We start from the raw sequence: 14,358 nt of genomic DNA on the forward strand, positions 1-14,358 counted from the left end.
CTGTCAATTCTGGGTATAACGGTGAAAGTGATTCTAAAGAAAACACTGACTCCCCAAAAGGTTGGTACATTGCATCTATTAAATCATGATTTTGAGACGAAAGAACATAAAAAGCCGTTGACATACCGTATTCTTCAATATCTTGAAAAAGAAACTTTATGTTCCCTCTAGTCATATTAGTGAACACTTCTTTTGCGTCAACGTCTACCCCCTCGAAATGCCAATATTTCGATAGTTCATATATCGCCCTAGGCATAAATAAATCATCTGAGTATAAAGCTGGTTCTAGCTTCAGCTTTTTAACAATAGCTGTCTTGACTCGTGCAAAACTGGAATCATCTTCATAGTGGATATCGAGATGTGTCTTTAGCCACTCATCGCGTTTCTTTGCTAAGTCATTGAGATCTACGTCCCTCTTTTGTTTAGCAAAATAAAAGCTAGTGTATAAATCACCACAATCTGCGTCTCTATTCGCATTCGCATTGAATGAACAAGATAGCAAAATCGCCAGACATATTTTAAATTTAAGCATCTATTTATTAACCTCTATTGCTGGCGGTAACCATAATCCACGATTACCACCTGTAATTAGTACGCTTTTCATATCACTCCATTGCAATTTAACGGTTTCAACCGTTTTTTAATACTCCTATCATTCAATCTTTGTGAACAAAGTTCAATTGTTAATCAATAGTTTAGTGAGGTTTACTTAATATCAGATTGCTAGATGACGCATAATTTTAAAAAGCTTTCGTCGATACTCTCTCGGATAACTACAGGTAAGGCAATCTTACAATTGCAGATTATGGTTAGACTTTAGCGCTGAGAAGTAATGGGGCATAAACGAGTTAGCGAAGCACACCAGACATTTGAACACATGCCGTATATCTCGAAACTACATTCATTGCATAGTGCATTTCTAACGCTTCATTCTCTTGTTTTCAAATCCCCCGCAACATCCTCGAGACTAAAAGAACAACCAACTTACTCCCTTAAAAGAATCAAACCATTTGGGGCGGCCGAGTTCCCCCCGAACTCGACCTGTTCCAGACGCGCAAGCAAAGGCGTGTGGATTCTGGCTTACTCATAAATTAACCAATTCCAGCTTGTTGTGTAAATAACCAATAGCTTGGCAACTGATAGGTTGGTCGTATTTCGATGTGCAAAAACATACAAATAAAGTATGTCGAAGTAGTGGGATGAGCCTAGATGCTGCGGCTGACGTATTAGTGGGTAATTGCTGACAAAATAATAAACACAGCGCGCTAGTTAATAATATCGTTAAATTTGATTTCATAGGTGTTTATAACTAGCTAGTGAAGTGTGCTAGTTTTAAGAGTTGGTCATCTTTTGTTCTGGTGTTATACACTGCTTTTTATTTTAAACTTGGTTTTACAATCTGAATTATTAATTATGACGGGATAAATGATTGTTTATTGTTGATTTGGCAAGATCTTCAAGTATCCTTTTATGTAAACAAAACGTTAAATGTCGAAAGTAAATTAACAATCATTAAGGAGTCGATGATGTTACACGCTCACGAAAACACCCTACATATTACCCATCTCAGTAACCATGCGGTTAAGGAGTTGTCACCTTCTTTCTCTAAGCTACCTAGCACAGAGCACGCTGACGGACAGTACCGATTGAGAAGGTACTCTGTGGTTGAATTCAGCAATGGGAAAGTCGTTGAGCTAGACAAACATGACTTCGTCCAGTCTGAAGACATCAACCACTTCCAAGGTGATGTTGTTCGTCAATTCGAGCCAATTGAAGCACCAATTCTTAGCAGCGAAGGCATGCAAGAGATGTGTGAACTGTTTATTGAAACTAACGGGCTTGAAGATGGACAAGAAATCGAAATCCACCAAATTCGTATCGCTGCCATTTATGAAGAGACACAGGTTGCGCCAGAAGGCGTGCACCAAGATGGCTTCGACCACATCGCCCTAGTTGGCGTGAACCGTCACAACATTGTTGGTGGCGAAATCATGCTGTACCAAGATTCTCATGAAGCGCCGTTCTTTAGAAAAGTTCTTGAAAATGGTGATGTTACAATGCTTGCAGACAGTAAGCTGTGGCACAACGCACAACCAATTCGCACCATAGACCACGATGAGATGGGCTACATGGATTTGTTTGTGCTAACGGCTAAGGATGCGCGCAATGTCCTTCACTCTTAATGATGTTCGTCAGCAGTTCAGTGCGTTAGGCCAATACCATGACGGTAAGCCGGTTACCTTTTTTGATGGCCCGGGTGGCTCTCAGGTTCCTGAAAATGTTCTTGCGTCGATGACAGAATACCTTGGCCACTTTAATTCCAACTTGGGCGGCCATTATTTTTCGAGCCAGAAGACGACAGGCTTGATGCAACAGGCAAGAGAGTCGGTGCAAGCGTTACTGAATGCCGAATCTTCAGGCAATGTTGTGTTTGGTGCCAACATGACTTCGCTGACATTTCAGCTTAGCCGAGCGATCAGCCGCGATTGGCAAGCTGGCGATGAGGTGATTGTTACCGCGCTAGATCACTACTCGAATGTATCGAGCTGGCAACAAGCAGCAGACGACAAGGGCGCGATTGTTCATCAAGTTCGTGTTGACGAGTCAGATTGCAGCCTAGACATGGCACACTTCGAGTCGTTACTGAGCGAAAAAACCAAGCTGGTTGCCGTGACGTTTGCTTCAAATACCACGGGTTCAATTGTTGATGTGGAGAAAGTCATCGAGCTTGCACACCAATACGGCGCTCAGGTTTATGTTGACGCGGTTCACTACGCTCCTCATCACTTGATCGATGTTCAACAACTGAACTGTGATTTCTTAGCGTGTTCGGCTTACAAGTTTTTTGGCCCTCATGTTGGTATTGCTTACGTGGCGCCTCAATGGCTACATACGTTAAAACCATATAAGGTTGAGCCAGCCACTAACATCGGGCCTGGACGTTTTGAAACAGGAACGCAGAGTTTTGAAGGCCTAGCGGGTGTGATTGCTGCGGTGGATTATTTGGCACAGTTTGGTGAGCCAACCGACTCATTACGTTCTCGCCTAGAGCAAAGCTACGCGCTTTATAACAAGCATGAAAGCCAATTGAGCGAGTATTTCCTAAAACGCTTGGGCGATCTAGAAGGGGTAAAACTCTACGGTAAGACGGAATTTGATTCCAACCTAAGAACGCCAACATTTGCCATCACCTTTGATAACCACTCTCCAGAATTTATCGCAAAAAATCTGGGCGAGCATAATATCTGTGTGTGGAACGGACACTTCTACGCATTAGGTTTGGTGAAGCAGTTGGGTATCGAAGAGCAGGGGGTAGTACGTATTGGTTGCATGCATTACAACTCGATTGAAGAAATAGACCTACTGTTCAACGTGCTCGAGGGCATTGTTAGAAATAACTAAAAGCGGGCTATAGAATTAGAAAAGAGCATACTTCTCTCAAGAATATTGAGTTTGAAGTATGCTCTTTTTTTTAGCCTTATTTAGGGGACTCGTGTAGTTGAGTCGGACAAGCTATAGATCCATCAAGCTATGGCTCGATTAAGAAAGGTGCTCAACAATCGCGACACCGACAGCGTGTGCGCTTGTAGGGTTTTGACCAGTAATTACTCGCTCATCAACAATCACAAGCTCTTGCCAAGGTTGAACCTTGTTGAAACGTGCTGCCCCACGAGCTAGCGACTCTTCCAGTAGGAATGGAATGTCGTTGATGGTGCCAAAGTCGATCTCTTCTTCACGTGTAAAGCCAGTCACTGATTTAGAGCTCAGAAGTGTTTCGCCATTGCTCAATACGGTAGGTAGCAGGGCTGCTGGGCCATGACATACTGCCGCGACAACGCCACCGTCTTCATAATGCTTGGCAGCGATGCTAGCGAATTGTTCATTAGATGCTAGGTCTGAAAGCAGGCCAAAACCACCTGGGTAGAAGATCGCATCATAGCTGTCTGCATTGATTTGGCTTACTGGAATCGTGTTGTTAATGCGGTTTTGGAAGTCATCATTCGCCAAGATTTCAGCATTAACCGTATCGCCTTCAATATCGGTTCCGTATAGAGGTGCTTTGCCACCATTTATAGAAGCGATGTCGTATTCGAACCCAGCAGCCAAGATCTCTTTCAGAGTGTGGGTAAGTTCTGGAGCATAAGTGCCGTTCGCTTGATCTGTCTCGCCAAGTGTCGCGTGGTTAGTTACTGGAATTAGTATTTTTTTCATGATTCGTCTCTTTGAGCTGCTGCTTTTCTATTTGTAGGTTGGCGCTTTTCTCTAAGCACTCGTGCTTGGTGTTAACCTGTGCGCTGTGACTTAGCTGTCGCCGTCTTGTTACATCTAATACTAGTTCCAAATCATTTAGGTGATAATATGCTTAAAAGGCAAAACATTGTTGCTATATGGCAAAGATAAAACGCGAGTAGATTAAGTATGGATAGCTTTGAAGGGATTAACGAATTCGTTGCGGTTGCCGAATGTCACGGTTTTTCTGCAGCCGCTAAGCAGTTAGGTTGCAGCACCAGCCATGTGAGTCGTCAAGTTTCAAGGTTAGAAGAGCGAGTCGGAGTGGCTTTGCTTGCCCGTTCAACGCGCATGGTAAGCCTGACTGAGTCTGGACATACTTACTATCAACAGTGCAAAGATTTAGTGATTGGGCTGCAACAAGCCAATGAGCAAGTGACATCTCAACAGACTCAGCTGAGCGGTACATTGCGTGTTAGTGCCGCGGGCGCATTTGCCGAGAATCATGTTGCGGCAGCACTGATGGAGTTTGCAAAGTCTCATCCAGATCTAACCATTGAAATGAACTTCAACACCAAGATGGTGAACTTTATTGAAGACGGTATCGACTTTGCGATTCGTTACGGTCGGTTAGATGACTCAGGGCTGGTGGCAAGAAAGTTGGTTGATCGCCCAATGGCAGCCGCGGCGAGTAAAGCGTATATCGAGCAACATGGCGCACCTATTCATCCAGAGCAGTTAAAACAACACAGCTGCATTATTGCCAATAGTGACCAATGGCTGTTTGAGCAAAATGGAAAGCCATTGAATGCGATAAGAGTGCATGGTCGTTGGAGAAGTAACAATTCAAGCGCGGTACTGAAAGCTTGTGAAGAGGGGCTTGGCGTTGTGTACCTACCTAGAAGCAGTTTTAATGGCGGGCTAACCAATGGCAAGCTGGTTCCTGTGCTAGAAGAGTATTGGGGCTCGGGTACAAGTAGTTGGATTGTTTATCAGAACCGACGCTTTCTGCCTCAGCGAGCACGGCTAGCGATAGACTTCTTAGTTGCTTATTTCTCTGATTGGGATGAGTAGTGCTAGTGCTGTCTAAGCTAAGAAAACAGAAACTAGGACAGATAGAAACCAAAGAAGCCAAAAGACAGAAAAGTAAATCATTACATTGCTATAGGTTATCTATTTTTGTTTTTTGGCGCGCGTAATCAGTTTGAGATGCTTGTCTACTTTTGGTAACTCGTGCTAGCGATTGATTTGTAGAGAAGCAATCAACAGTACGATATACTACTGTTTGTATTAATGTCCCCAAGCGCGTAAAAGATTATATGGAAGCGTTGGTAGGGCGTGTTGTTATGCTCTAGTTGATGACATATAGCTAGATTGCGGAGTTGGCAATGTTTTCTATAAATTTCGAATCCACGTACGGTGTGATCATTATTCAAGATATGAATGTGGTTAGTGTTGACGCTAACTATGCTCGTATATACGGCTACCAATCTCCCGAAGAATTATTGGCTAATATTGATAGCTTTCTGGATCTAATTCCTGAAGAGTTCCATGTTCTCGCCTACCAAAACTATCTCGAAACTGTCAGTGGTCAACGCGACCCTCAAGTTCATACCTTTACCAATATGGACCGCAACGGCAGAGAATTCACGGTGTTTTCTATTGATCATGTCACAGAGTGGCAGGGAAGACCTGCGTTGCAAGTGACGGTTATCGATCTGAGCCCAGCGATTCAACTGCAGAACATAGTCCGCAAACAAGACCAAATGTATCGCGATATGATCATGCAATCGGGGCAGGGAATATTAGTACACCGAGATTTCAAACCTTTGATGGTGAACCAATCTTGGGTGAACCTGCAAGGTGGTAAGTCGATAGAGCAGGTATTAGAGCTCGATTCAATTCTCAATTTGGTACCACAACAAAATGTAGAAGGTATCTGCCAGCGTTATCAAGCGGTGATATCGGGTGAACCATCAGGCACCAGTAATGTGGTCGAGAATATTGGCTTAGATGGTGTCCATCGTTTCTTTAATATCTATGACAATGCAATTATTTGGGAAGGTCAGCCAGCGGTACAGGTTGTACTTGAAGATGTCACTCAAAAGGTGATGTTGGAAAGGCAGCTCGTTCATCAAGCGAATTACGATGAGATGACGGACTTACTCAATCGTCGAGCCATTTACGAGTGGTTTAGAGAACACATGACCTCTGACAATCACCTTGTGTGTATGCTGCTCGATATTGATGATTTTAAATCGATTAATGATACATACGGTCACATGGTCGGTGATGAGGTGATTTGTGCGTTGGCCAATATTACCAAGCGTAATGTCGAGAGTGTAGGTGGCGTCGCGGGTCGCTGGGGGGGGGAAGAATTTATTGTCTTCATTCCGAATGCAACGGCAGAAATGTCATGTGAAATCTCTGAACAAATTCGCCAACAGTTTAATCAAGCTGAGTTCAAAATTGATGAGCAGATTCGATTCAATTCTAGTGTCAGTATTGGAGTGAGCGATAGCCGTGCGTGTGAAGAAGGCATGACGATTGATGCTCTGGTTAACCTCACCGATCAATCTCTTTATCGCGCTAAAGCCAATGGTAAGAACTGTGTAGATGGGGATATGGTCGCGCTCTAGTCTTTTCTCGTTATTTTTTAAAGCGGATCGTCTCATCTGAAATAAAAATGCCCTGAAGCAAAAGCCTCAGGGCATTTTTGTATCTCACTTATAAAGGCGCTCTGCAGGTTAAGCAGAAACCTCGACTTCGTAAGAACCAAATTTACGGATGTTAATTACGCCCGTATCTAAGATTAGGTATTGGCCTTTAATGCCTTGCAGCACGCCAGATACTTCAGGGTTCTTATCAAAGTTATGCGAAACAATCTTCACCGGGTGCTGTTCAACTGGGTAGCTTAGTGAAGTGATGTTCTCACTCAACACTTCGATAGCATCGTCACCGAATTTTGCTTTGATCTCTTGGATCTTATCTTCCACCAGTGGAAGCAGCTCTTTTGCTTTCTCTACCAGTTCCATGTCGTCGCCATCGCCTTTCAGCAGTGTGCGCCAGTTAGTTTTATCAGCAATGTGTTTTGCTAACTCAACTTCGATCAGGCCAGAGATTTGGCGAGTTTTAACCTTAAGGATTGGTAGGCCTTGTGTTGCGCCTTGGTCAATCCAACGGGTAGGGATCTGCGTATGACGAGTGATACCTACTTTTAGGCTTGATGTGTTCGACAGGTAAACGAAGTGATCAACCATGCAGTTTGCTTCGCCCCATTCAGGCTCACGACAGGTGCCTTCATCGTAGTGGCAAGTCTCTGGCTTCATGATGCACATGTCGCAACTTGCTAGCTTTTTCATACACACAAAGCAGTGGCCTTGAGAGTAACTCTTCTTGGTTTTCTTGCCACAAGAGCAGCAAAAAATATTGCCAGTGTGGGTGAGGTTGATGGTTTTACCAATCAGAGGGTTTAGTTCTACATACTCTTCGCCTACAGGCAAACGGTAGGTTACCGCGCCATCAAGGGAAGCACTCATCTTCTTGAGTGTTCCTTTCGCTAATAAAGACATGACATTACTCATTGTATTTTGATTATTATTTCGCCGACTCGTTTGCGCTGTGAACAGGCAGTACGGTTAGCGATGATTATGCGATGAGTATAACAAATGGCGCCTGTTTTTATACGCAATAATACTTGATTCTCGGCGTAAATAATTAGCATGAAATATAAGCATAAAAATATAGTATGACATTTTGTTCAGGTGTGATATAACGGTTTTTAGTAAATTTTTGGCATTAAGATCACTAATTTACGTCACTTATTTTATATCGTGAAATCCCAAAGATAGGGATATATGCCGGAAGCTTAGATGTGAAGTGGATCCATAAGATAGTCATCTTTTTAGTTATCGCGACGCTTGCCATAGTGCAGTACTACCGTGTTAGCGGAAATCGCGTGATAACGGCAATTACACCAGACAAATATGAGTTTATTGCAACCAGTGATCAGGTCGATAGAGGCGTGAGTACGTCTCAATTATCCTTTGCTAATGGGCAGTACATTCTTGATTGTGAACTGAAAGAGTCTGAGTACCCTTGGCCTTATTGTGGCTTGTCGATTCGTATTGACCCAGACATCACGGTTGGCCTCGACCTTTCCCAGTATCACACTTTTAGAGTCAACATCGATTACCACGCGGAAGCGGACTCTAGCGGCCGTTTACGAACTTACCTACGCAATTACAACCCTGCTTATTCGGTTCCGGATAATGAGTACACGCATAAGTACAATGGCATGGAGTTTTCGCCAGGTGTCGATGGCGGCGTGATTGAAATACCGATTAAAAACCTGCAAGTGATGACATGGTGGCTTGCAGATAATGACATCGCGCTAGAGCACTCTGCTCCCGAGTATTCCAACGTAAATATGGTGGAGTTCGCGACGGCATCAGGCGCAAAACTTGGGCATCATCGCATTGTTATTCGTAGTATCGAATTTGAGGGCTCTTACATCACCGCCGAGAGCTTGTTCTTAATCTTGCTGTTTGTTTGGGTTGGTACTGGCACCGTATTCTTAATTTCAGAGTTACACAACTCGCGCAAACGTATGGTGATTGCCGAGAAAAGACATCATCATCTTAAGAACGTTAACCGAGCATTAAGAGAGCAAAACTTTGAGTTCTCGGAAATGGCGCATCGTGATGAATTGACCGGAATCCTTAACAGGCATGCGATTCGAGACTGGCTGAAGATGCAGTCACAACATGTCAAACAAGGGCACGGTAAGTTAAGCATGCTCTATCTTGATATTGATTACTTCAAGAGTGTGAACGACAAATACGGCCATCAAATGGGTGACCATATTCTAAGAGAATTTAGTATGGTGGTCGGTAGTGCAATCAGCCCGACAGATATATTGGTGAGATGGGGTGGTGAAGAGTTCATTGTTTTTTGCCCTGAGACTGATCTTGGCGAAGCGCAAAGAAAAGCTGAGAAAATTCTCCTCTTAGTTAGCCAACACCTTTGGGTTCATGGTGACCCACTGACCTGCAGCATTGGTGTTGCTGAAATGAAGCAAGAGAGGGTGACAGAGACGATTGCTCGCGCTGACGAGGCGCTCTATCAAGCTAAACATTCAGGACGCAATCAGGTGATCTTGAGCCACTAATCTGCAAATTATTTTGATTGTTTTATAAGCCACACGTGAATATGTGATGTGTGGCGTTTTTGTGGGCGCTGTATGAGTTTACTCTCTAGAGTTTTTGTTGGTTTGTTTGGATAACGTATTGAAATGATCTCATTGTTCTTTAAATGTTTGCTTGGTGCTGCAGCGGTTTTGTTGATTGCACTGTTGTCGAAAAGTAAGAGTTTTTATGTATCAGGGCTTGTACCTTTGTTTCCTACTTTTGCCTTGATTGCTCATTATATTGTCGGCACAGAGCAAACCATGGTAGAGCTGCGTACTACCGCACTGTTTGGCCTGTTTTCTCTGGTGCCATACGCGGCTTATCTAGGGGCTGTGTATGTGTTTAGCTATCGCTACAGCTTAGTGTCGACTCTGTCGCTGGCAACAGTGGTGTGGGTGCTGTGCGCCTCTATGTTGCTTATCGGCTGGACGCGTGTTGTGCCGAGTGTGGCGTAAGAAGGCGTTATCCAAATGGGAATGGTTGCTTGATAGGTATGCAAACACCCAAACAAAAAAGGTGGCGAGGAGCCACCAAAAAGGGAAATCGTTTTATTCTTCTTTTTAAATGCCCGCTTAGTGATAGCCTCAAGTAAATGATGGCTTCACATTGAGTGGGCATTTTTATACTGGCTGAGCGGGGGAACTGCAGCCAGTTTCGTCAGAGCATTTGCTTATGCAGATCTCTTATCAGTGTTTATTACCAGAAGATCCAAGCGAACAGTGTTAGCACTAGGATACAAACTAGGTTTAGAACCATACCAATTCGCATCATCTCTTTCTGCTTGATATGACCTGAGCCAAATACAATCGCGTTTGGTGGTGTTGCAACAGGTAACATGAAGGCACAAGATGCAGCGACAGCGATTAATGCAGACAGGATAACTGGCGACATACCTAATGCTTCAGCAATGGTGGCGAATACTGGTACTAACAATGCTGCACTTGCTGTGTTACTCGCAAATTCTGTTAGGAATACCACGAACGCGACTACCGCTAGAATCGTTAGTAGCACACCTGCTGTCTCTAAGAAGCCACTTAGTGAATGCGCTAGGAATACACTGGTACCAGTCGCTTTAAGGATGTTACTTAGACAGATACCACCACCGAATAGAATCAATACACCCCAGTCGGTTGTCTTTTCAACATCTTTCCATTCTACCGCTCTAGAAGTGCCCAGCAGTACGATTGCACCAATTGCAACTAAGCTATCGAACTTAGAGAAGCCGCCGATCATTGCGTTGATTGGTTTACCGAAAATCCACAGAGTCACGGTGAGTAGGAAGATAGACAGTGTGATTTTCTTGCTGTTTGTCCATTCTACTGGCGCGTGGTCTAGCTCGAACTTGTGGTTTAGTTTTGGCTTGGTCATCACGTAAAGAATCAACATTGCGATTGGCAATAGAATCATCGAGATTGGCAGGCCAAGTGCCATCCACTCTGTGAAGCTAAGGCCAACTTCTGCTGCAGCGATAGCGTTCGGTGGGCTACCTACTAGGGTTGCGATACCACCGATAGACGCACAGTAAGCGATACCCAGTAGCACGAACACGTAAGTATTGCGGTCTTCACTTTGGTCTACTTTGTTCATGATACCAAGTACAAGAGGAAGCATCATTGCGGTCGTTGCTGTGTTAGAAATCCACATCGACAAACCAGCACTCACACCGAATAGCATGAATACTGCGACCGACATTCTGCCTTTTGCAATCAGCAGTACTTTGTCGGCAATCGCTTTATCAAGTTCTTGCTTGTTGAGCGCGGCAGCAAGAGCAAAACCACCCAAAAATAGGAAGATGATTGGGTTAGAGAAGTTCGCCAATGCAGCGGGCGTGTTGAAGACACCAAACAGGACAGCCAAGAGTGGAACAAGCAGAGCGGTGATGCTGACATGAATAGCTTCGGTTAACCATAGAACCGCAACGAACACGAGAATACTCAAACCAGTATTGACTTGTGATTCGAAAGGAAGAGTGTTGAGCAAGAGTGCGAATAGCGTGAAATTACCAATTAATATCATGCTGTTGCGGGTAAACAACCAGTGTTTCAGTGTAGTAACAAGTGCCGTCATAAGGCGCTCCTTTTGTTTATCCTCGTTTATGGATGCACTTGCTTCATTGAGCTGTGCTTATTGTTTTTCGAGGAATATTGACTTCATGTAGGGTTGGGCTTTGTTGAGGGAATGTTACTTAAGTTAATAAAGGGGCGTTGGTGTGTTTTTGTGTAACAGTAGGGAAATGTGAGGCAACAAATTCAAAATGTGTAGATTTCTACACATCGGTCTCTGAAGGGGCAGAAATAGGGCTTGGAATTGGTGATATTTCTTGTTTTGGGCTAGGCTGAATCGGCTCTTTCGGGCCAAGGAATTTCGGGGTTGTACCCATAATATATAGGTCGAGGAAGGCTTTGGTACGAGCAAACACTTCACGTAAGCGTATTGATGTTCCGGAGTGTTGAGTCGGCCCGGAAACCGCCAAACATTGCGCGTGAATATCATATGAGTTGGCGATAAATAGCGCTCGTTCACAGTGGAATTTTTGAGTGATGATTAGGAAGTTGTCGGTATCGAAGATCTTTTTCGCACGAACAATCGAGTCTAAGGTTCTAAAGCCCGCGTAGTCGAGGTTGATACGTTCATCAGGAACCCCCGCTTTTAACAAGTCGCGCTTCATTGTCCACGGCTCATTGTAAGAGCGGTGAGCGTTATCGCCACTTAATAAAAATTGGTCTACTTTTTCACGGTCGAACAGTTCTATTGCCGTTTCAATACGATGTTTGTAATAGTCGTTGAGCGTTCTACCCAAGTATTTGCTGGTACCCAGTACCACGGCAACCTCTACTTCTGGCACCTCATCGATGTCATAGATGATGCGGTCTTCGGCTTGCCACGAAACCCAATAATCGATCGCAATAACTGTAGCGCTGCCTATCAAGAACACAATGAAAGCGCCATACAGAAAACCTTGCAGTTTTTTGTATGCTTTTAATAAGTAGTTACGGCAAATGTGAGAATCGAATTTCACTCTCGGCATAGTCCTTTGACTGAGCATTATTTTTTGAGTGCTCGATAATACCAAATAAAAATGAGAAAAATCAGTTAAAAAGACAAGACAATGTAAAGAAAAAAGCCCCTGCAATGGCAGAGGCTCTTGTAAGAGTGGTATTTGAGAACAAGTACGCTCTATTAGAATGCAGTACGCTTGTAGCGACGGTAAACCGGCTGCCAGAAGTGCTGGTCAATCGCTTGTTGTAGTGCTTCTTCAGTGATTTCTAGTGCAACACCTTGTTCGATCGCTTTCTTACCAACAGCAAAAGCAATCTTCTTAGATACAGTGTGGATCTCTTCCAGTGGTGGAAGTAGAGCACCAGAACCATTGATTGCTAGTGGAGAACACGTCGCAAGTGCACGGCTCGATTCCATTAGCATTTCGTCAGTGATACGTGAAGCGTTCACAGCCAACACACCAAGGCCAATACCTGGGAAGATGTAGCTGTTGTTACACTGAGCGATAGGGTAAGTTGTGCCGTTGTGAACCACTGGCTCAAATGGGCTACCTGTTGCGACTAGTGCTTTACCATCTGTCCAACGAATGATGTCGTTTGGTGTTGCTTCAACACGGCTTGTTGGGTTCGATAGTGGGAACACGATAGGGCGTTCGCAGTGAAGGTTCATCTCTTTGATGACTTCTTTGCTGAATAGACCCGGTGCACCAGATACACCAACCAATACTGTTGGTTTTGCGTGACGAACAACGTCTAGTAGAGAGAAACCAGTACCATCGCTTTCCCAGTCTTTAGTGTTCGCGTTGGTTTGAACTAGGCGCTGTTGGAAATCAAGCAGGTTCTGCATGCCTTCCTGTAGTAAGCCCCAACGGTCAACCATGTATACTTGAGAGCGCGCTTGCTCGTCGCTGATACCTTCAGACACCATTTGAGCGATGATTGCTTCTGCGATACCACAACCTGCAGAGCCTGCACCCAAGAAGGTGATACGTTGGTCTGAAAGTTTGCTGTTTGCTGCTTTGCATGCTGCAAGTAGAGAACCCACAGTTACCGCTGCTGTACCTTGGATATCATCGTTGAAACAACAGATGCGATCTTTATAGCGCTCAAGTAGAGGCATTGCGTTCTTCTGTGCGAAATCTTCGAACTGAACTAGCGCATCAGGCCAACGACGTTGAACGGCTTGGATGAACTCTTCAACGAATGCATCGTAGTCAGCACCTGTGATACGAGGGTGACGCCAGCCCATGTACATTGGGTCAGCAAGACGTTGAGGGTTGTTTGTACCAACATCTAGCACGATTGGTAGCATGTAAGCTGGGCTGATACCGCCACATGCTGTGTACAGTGCTAGTTTACCGATTGGAATACCCATGCCACCGATACCTTGGTCTCCCAAACCAAGAATGCGCTCACCGTCCGTAACCACGATAACTTTAACATTGTGGTTTGTCGCATTATTCAGTAGATCATCGATACGATCGCGGTTCGGGTAAGAGATAAACAGACCACGACCACGACGGTAGATATTTGAGAAGTTCTCACATGCTGCGCCAACCGTTGGCGTGTAAATGATAGGCATCATTTCAGAGATGTGGTTTTGAACTAAACGATAAAAAAGCGTTTCATTAGTGTCTTGGATGTTACGAAGGTAGATATGCTTATCCATATCACTTTCGAAGTTACAATATTGTTTATATGCACGTCCAACTTGCTCTTGGATTGTTTCCGTTGTTTCCGGTAACAAACCTTCAAGGTTAAAAGAGCTACGCTCTTCAGCAGTGAATGCGCTGCCTTTGTTTAGAAGGGGTGTACTTAGTAGAGCAGGACCAGCATAAGGGATATATAGAGGGCGTTTATCGTTGTTCATTGGATGCCTAATATGGGAGAAATGGTAACTGAAAAATGATAACGGTTTAGTTATTCAATTGTAAATAGTT

12 protein-coding genes are annotated in these 14,358 nt (G+C 44.2%); 6 read left to right on the forward strand and 6 right to left on the reverse strand.

Going from position 1 to position 14,358, the window contains the following annotated elements; translation table 11 throughout:
• Positions 1 to 532, reverse strand: a 532-nt coding sequence (locus JC606_RS04460; RefSeq protein ID WP_198778087.1) for a hypothetical protein, incomplete at its 3' end; no start/stop codon positions are given.
• 994 nt (positions 533 to 1,526) lie between these two features.
• Between JC606_RS04460 and JC606_RS04465 the strand changes: the two genes are divergently transcribed.
• A complete protein-coding gene (locus JC606_RS04465) occupies positions 1,527 to 2,183 on the forward strand; it encodes a 2OG-Fe dioxygenase family protein (protein ID WP_105024749.1) in 657 nt (218 codons plus the stop codon).
• On the forward strand, positions 2,167 to 3,402 hold the full coding sequence (locus JC606_RS04470) for a cysteine desulfurase-like protein (RefSeq protein WP_198778088.1): 1,236 nt from the start codon (positions 2,167 to 2,169) through the stop codon (positions 3,400 to 3,402). The genes JC606_RS04465 and JC606_RS04470 overlap by 17 nt, the downstream gene beginning before the upstream one ends.
• Before the next feature lie 138 nt (positions 3,403 to 3,540).
• On the opposite strand, the gene JC606_RS04475 is transcribed toward JC606_RS04470, so the two are convergent.
• Positions 3,541 to 4,212, reverse strand: coding sequence for a type 1 glutamine amidotransferase domain-containing protein (locus JC606_RS04475; protein WP_198778089.1), 672 nt, complete (start codon positions 4,210 to 4,212; stop codon positions 3,541 to 3,543).
• A 207-nt stretch (positions 4,213 to 4,419) separates the two neighbouring features.
• Between JC606_RS04475 and JC606_RS04480 the strand changes: the two genes are divergently transcribed.
• Both JC606_RS04480 and JC606_RS04485 read left to right on the forward strand, forming a co-directional pair.
• The gene (locus tag JC606_RS04480) at positions 4,420 to 5,304 is read left to right on the forward strand and encodes a LysR family transcriptional regulator (RefSeq protein WP_198778090.1); all 885 of its coding nucleotides are present in this window, start codon (positions 4,420 to 4,422) and stop codon (positions 5,302 to 5,304) included.
• Between the two features lie 314 nt (positions 5,305 to 5,618).
• Positions 5,619 to 6,869, forward strand: coding sequence for a sensor domain-containing diguanylate cyclase (locus JC606_RS04485; RefSeq protein ID WP_198778091.1), 1,251 nt, complete (start codon positions 5,619 to 5,621; stop codon positions 6,867 to 6,869).
• Between the two features lie 108 nt (positions 6,870 to 6,977).
• Here JC606_RS04485 and JC606_RS04490 read toward each other — a convergent pair whose 3' ends face one another.
• On the reverse strand, positions 6,978 to 7,802 hold the full coding sequence (locus tag JC606_RS04490) for a DUF2797 domain-containing protein (RefSeq protein ID WP_137408594.1): 825 nt from the start codon (positions 7,800 to 7,802) through the stop codon (positions 6,978 to 6,980).
• A 302-nt stretch (positions 7,803 to 8,104) separates the two neighbouring features.
• Here JC606_RS04490 and JC606_RS04495 point away from each other — a divergent pair, with 302 nt between their 5' ends.
• Together JC606_RS04495 and JC606_RS04500 are read left to right on the forward strand one after the other, a co-directional pair.
• A complete protein-coding gene (locus JC606_RS04495) occupies positions 8,105 to 9,400 on the forward strand; it encodes a GGDEF domain-containing protein (RefSeq protein WP_137408593.1) in 1,296 nt (431 codons plus the stop codon).
• A gap of 123 nt (positions 9,401 to 9,523) precedes the next feature.
• Positions 9,524 to 9,874, forward strand: a complete 351-nt coding sequence (locus tag JC606_RS04500; protein ID WP_198778092.1) for a GlpM family protein — start codon at positions 9,524 to 9,526, stop codon at positions 9,872 to 9,874.
• A 241-nt stretch (positions 9,875 to 10,115) separates the two neighbouring features.
• Here JC606_RS04500 and JC606_RS04505 read toward each other — a convergent pair whose 3' ends face one another.
• The 3 genes from JC606_RS04505 to JC606_RS04515 all read right to left on the reverse strand — a co-directional run bounded on the left by JC606_RS04505 (position 10,116) and on the right by JC606_RS04515 (position 14,288).
• A complete protein-coding gene (locus JC606_RS04505) occupies positions 10,116 to 11,486 on the reverse strand; it encodes an SLC13 family permease (protein WP_137408592.1) in 1,371 nt (456 codons plus the stop codon).
• Positions 11,487 to 11,685: 199 nt separating this feature from the next.
• Positions 11,686 to 12,438 carry a SanA/YdcF family protein gene (locus tag JC606_RS04510; RefSeq protein WP_137408591.1) on the reverse strand — a complete coding sequence of 251 codons (753 nt, stop codon included), beginning with the start codon at positions 12,436 to 12,438 and terminating at the stop codon, positions 11,686 to 11,688.
• A gap of 161 nt (positions 12,439 to 12,599) precedes the next feature.
• Positions 12,600 to 14,288, reverse strand: a complete 1,689-nt coding sequence (locus JC606_RS04515) for an NAD-dependent malic enzyme (protein WP_061032752.1) — start codon at positions 14,286 to 14,288, stop codon at positions 12,600 to 12,602.
• Positions 14,289 to 14,358: the final 70 nt, after the last annotated feature.

The organism is Vibrio sp. IB15, assembly GCF_016406055.1.
GTDB classification, from domain to species: Bacteria; Pseudomonadota; Gammaproteobacteria; order Enterobacterales; family Vibrionaceae; genus Vibrio; species Vibrio chagasii.